The sequence below is a fragment of the Burkholderia sp. TSV86 genome (assembly GCF_001522865.1).
In the GTDB taxonomy this organism is placed as follows: Bacteria; Pseudomonadota; Gammaproteobacteria; order Burkholderiales; family Burkholderiaceae; genus Burkholderia.
Map to the genome: position 1 here is coordinate 1 of NZ_LOWB01000083.1, position 1340 is coordinate 1340.

The 1340-nt window shown below is 65.2% G+C and carries 1 protein-coding gene; it reads right to left on the minus strand.

Annotated elements, in window-relative coordinates; translation table 11 throughout:
• A partial coding sequence (locus WS68_RS15295; protein ID WP_059571616.1) for an aspartate aminotransferase family protein occupies positions 1-1340 on the minus strand: 1340 nt, incomplete at both ends.

Below are 1340 nucleotides of genomic sequence, written 5' to 3' on the forward strand. Positions count from 1 at the left end.
GCCGTCGCATCGATCGCGCGCTTCGCCTTCTCGACCAGTTCGTCGATTTCGGGCTTGGAGATGACGAGCGGCGGCGACAGCAGCATCCGGTCGCCGGTTGCGCGCATGATCAAATTGCCGTTGAAGCAGTAATCGCGGCAGATCGTGCCCACCTCGCCGCCGTTCTCGAAGCGTTTGCGCGTGAGCGGATCGCGTGCGAGCTGAAGCCCCGCCACCAATCCCGCACCGGCGATTTCGCCGACGATCGGATGATTCGCGAACGTCTCGCGCAGCAGCTTCTGGAAGTACGGCCCCGTCTCATGCTTGACCCGCTCGACGATCTTTCCGTCGCGCAGCAGCGTCAGATTCGCGATCGCGACTGCCGCCGCGACCGGATGCCCCGAATACGTCATCCCGTGGTTGAACTCGCCATGCTCGATCAGCGCGCCGGCCACGCGCTGCGACAGCGCGACCGCGCCCATCGGCACGTAGCCGCTCGTCAGCCCCTTGGCGAGCGTCATCAAATCGGGCGTGAAGCCGAAGTGCTGATGCGCGAACCATTCGCCGGTGCGCCCGAAGCCGCCGATCACCTCGTCGGCCACGAGCAGCACGTCGTATTGCTTGCAGATGCGCTCGATCTCCGGCCAGTATGTCGACGGCGGGAAGATCACGCCGCCCGCGCCCTGGAACGGCTCGCCGATGAACGCGGCGACGTTTTCCGCGCCGAGCTCGAGAATTTTCGCCTCGAGCTGCCGCGCGCGTTCGAGGCCGAACGCCTCGGGCGTCTGGCCGTCGGCGGCTTCGCCGAAATAGTACGGCTGGTCGATGTGAACGATGTGCTCGACTTTCGACGGCATCTGCTCGTGCATGTAGCCCATGCCGCCGAGCGTGCCGCCGGCGATCGTCGAGCCGTGGTAGCCGTTGGTGCGCGAGATCACGTATTTTTTCTGCGGCCGGTTCTGCGTGCGCCAGTATTGATGAACGATGCGCAGCACGGTGTCGTTGCCTTCGGAGCCGCTGTTGCAATAGAAGAAGTGGTTGAACGACGGCGGCGCGATGTCGGCGAGCAGCGCGGACAGCTCGATGACGGGCGGATGGGTGGTCTTGAAGAACGTGTTGTAGAACGGCAGCTGCTGGAGTTGGCGGTAGGCTGCGTCGGCCAGTTCCTTGCGGCCGTAGCCGACGTTGACGCACCAGAGGCCGGCCATGCCGTCGATGATGCGGTTGCCGTCCGAATCCCACAGATAGACGCCTTCGGCTTTCACGATCACGCGGCTGCCCGCGCGGTTGAGCGCGCCCATGTCCGAGAACGGGTGCAGGTGGTGTGCGGCGTCCAGCGCGCGGTATTCGGCGCTCGTGCG